This window comes from Geobacillus sp. B4113_201601 (assembly GCF_001587475.1).
Lineage (GTDB): Bacteria > Bacillota > Bacilli > Bacillales > Anoxybacillaceae > Geobacillus > Geobacillus icigianus.
The window spans coordinates 1-2,380 of the sequence record NZ_LQYX01000087.1 but is presented as its reverse complement, the minus strand read 5'-3'; the positions used below and the strand labels follow the sequence as shown (position 1 = coordinate 2,380).

General features: G+C 43.4%; 1 protein-coding gene and 3 pseudogenes. 2 read left to right on the top strand and 2 right to left on the bottom strand.

Translation table 11 applies throughout. The features are described 5' to 3' along the window. Both B4113_RS20615 and B4113_RS12730 read left to right on the top strand, forming a co-directional pair. A pseudogene (locus tag B4113_RS20615) lies at positions 1-371 on the top strand (hypothetical protein); the annotation flags it as partial. A 214-nt stretch (positions 372-585) separates the two neighbouring features. After that, a complete protein-coding gene (locus B4113_RS12730) occupies positions 586-1,095 on the top strand; it encodes a hypothetical protein (RefSeq protein ID WP_033844689.1) in 510 nt (169 codons plus the stop codon). A gap of 340 nt (positions 1,096-1,435) precedes the next feature. Here B4113_RS12730 and B4113_RS18960 read toward each other — a convergent pair. Further along, a pseudogene (locus tag B4113_RS18960) lies at positions 1,436-2,039 on the bottom strand (DUF4277 domain-containing protein). Positions 2,040-2,087: 48 nt separating this feature from the next. Then, positions 2,088-2,380: pseudogene (locus B4113_RS18955) on the bottom strand (IS701 family transposase); the annotation flags it as partial.

The window sequence follows — 2,380 nt, the reverse complement described above, 5'->3', positions numbered from 1 at the left end:
TCGCGGAAACGGCCCGCCTGTTCAAGAAGCAATGGGACGAAGTAGTGGAAAGCGTCGCCTCTTTTTCATGGCAGCCTGCGTATGCGGGAGTGGGGCCGGCGCCGCGGGTGTGGATGGGGGAGGCGAAAGATGCGTCCCTCAACAGGATCAAGAAAGTTGAGGGGGAAGCGGTTGAGAAGGGGATCAGTGAAGCTGAGAAGCTTGCTAAGGGGATGGGAAATGTTTTAGGTGATGGTACGGTGTGGGAAAATATAAAAATGACTCAACCATTTTATGAAGGTACAAAAATACCAAAATCATTTGAACTAGAAGTAGATGAAAAAAATTCTGGGTACATCCAAATGGGACAAAACATATGGTTGAGTATATAATAAGGGGTGCAACTACACATGGTATGCCGATAAATAGTCAAACTTTATTGTCAAGTTTCCAAAGCTCTGTTAAAAATGCTGATAAGGAAGGCATTAAATATGAAGAAATTATGACCATAGGCGATTGGGAGTTAATATTTAGTAAACCCCGCGGAGACGGATTGCTACCGGTAATAAAGCACGCTGTGTATAGGCCTTAGAAGGAGGCGTGATTATGTTAAAAGTAGCAGAATATAAAGAAAGTCAGTCTGTAAATATTGAATATGATGTTTATATACCGATTAATATAGAATTCGGTTCATGGAATATATTAAAGGAACCAGCGATATATTGGAGAACTGGGGACTTCAAGAAATCTTTAATTGAAATAGGCATTGGGAAATATACAGGTAATATTCGTTCTATTACACTAACGTTATGTGAGAATGTACACAAAATGGAAAGTTTCAACTTGGATATGAAAAATGTAACTTTGATTAAAGGTGTACCTAATTTTCAGGTTGAAGAATATAATGATCAGACATATATAGACGAAAAGAGTGAATTGAACGTTTATATAGGAATTGATAACGTGTTAATTTCATTTTCGAAAAATGATATTGTGTCTATTATACAAAATGATACTGTGGGATTTGCTTTAGATAAAAATAAAATGGTTTGTGGCATTATAGTAAGTGGTATGTTAGAACATGAAAAGAAAATATTAGAGGATGCATTGAAATAAAGTATTATGTGTTACAAAAAATAATTAAACCTTGATGGGCTAAATGCCTCTCAAGGTTTTTACCTTAATTTAGCTGATAAACGAGTGGGGCAAAATGAATATGACCTATTTGAGAATTCATAACTCATGAAAGGTAGTACCAGAATGGAGTGTAGATTTAATATTTGGTTTTTGTGAGAAGCATGATAATCATGCGAGATGACATTTTACATCTCACATTTCGCACCCTAACAGGGTAGAAAGAAAGGATTTTTTATTTCGTTTTTTAGAATACCATTTCGACCAACACAACGAGCGATGGTAATCCTTTTTTTACCATCGCTAGTCGTTTCGTATGACGTTACACGTCAATGCTCTCATCCATGCCCAATCCCTGCAGGATCCTTCGTTGATCAGGGGTGAGCGGTTTCCCTAACGCGCGTTGGATGCGCCCATCCGGCAACTCCAGTAGGGCGACGTTCACATACCGGAACAACTGAAAGATCGCCTGACCGGTCGGGCGGGTCAGTTTCCGGCCTCCTGCGCCCTTGAATGGGCGTTCCGGGGTGATGAACGGACGCCCGGCGCTGGAAGACGCGGGAAATGGCCAAGGCCAACAGAGAGAGGCCTTCTTTCTTGTCGATCTGCACGAGGCAAGACGAAAGGACTTGATGGAGATTCGCCTCATACAGTCGATCCAAATGACGCGCGATGGCATCGTCGTTGAACCAAGACGGCTCCAGCCCTGGCCGAATCCGCTTCGGCCAATCGATGTCATGCGCCCATTGTTCCCAATGAACGAGCGCTTGCCGGCCGCTCAAGATATCCAGAATGATTAGCTTGACGATATCGCTGGCTCGAGTTTGGCATTGCGGATTCACGGGAACGAGATGATCCATCAACTGAGGAAGGTCAAGATCTTTGAACAGGGTACTTATTCTATTTAAATAACTGTAGATGAGCATTTTTCATTACAGTAATTTCCATTCCCTAAGAGACAAACAGGGGACCCCTTAGGCGACATGGAGCTGTTTTTTGATCACATCAATGGGAATCTCTTGCTTCGCGGCATCGTAGATGAACTCGACGATGCTGTGCCCTTTCCGAGACCGAAGAAGCTCCAGGCCGGAAGAGAGGTCTTGCTGAGATTCGGCGATGCTGTATACACAGGCTAAGAGCACCACGACCCCATACCGTTTCACCGCCCGAACGTGGCGAACACGGTATCATCTGACTTCAGCTGGTCTTTGGCCTGCCGGAAAAAGCATTCGATCGTCCAGCGCTGGGCATCGTAACGCAAGATCTC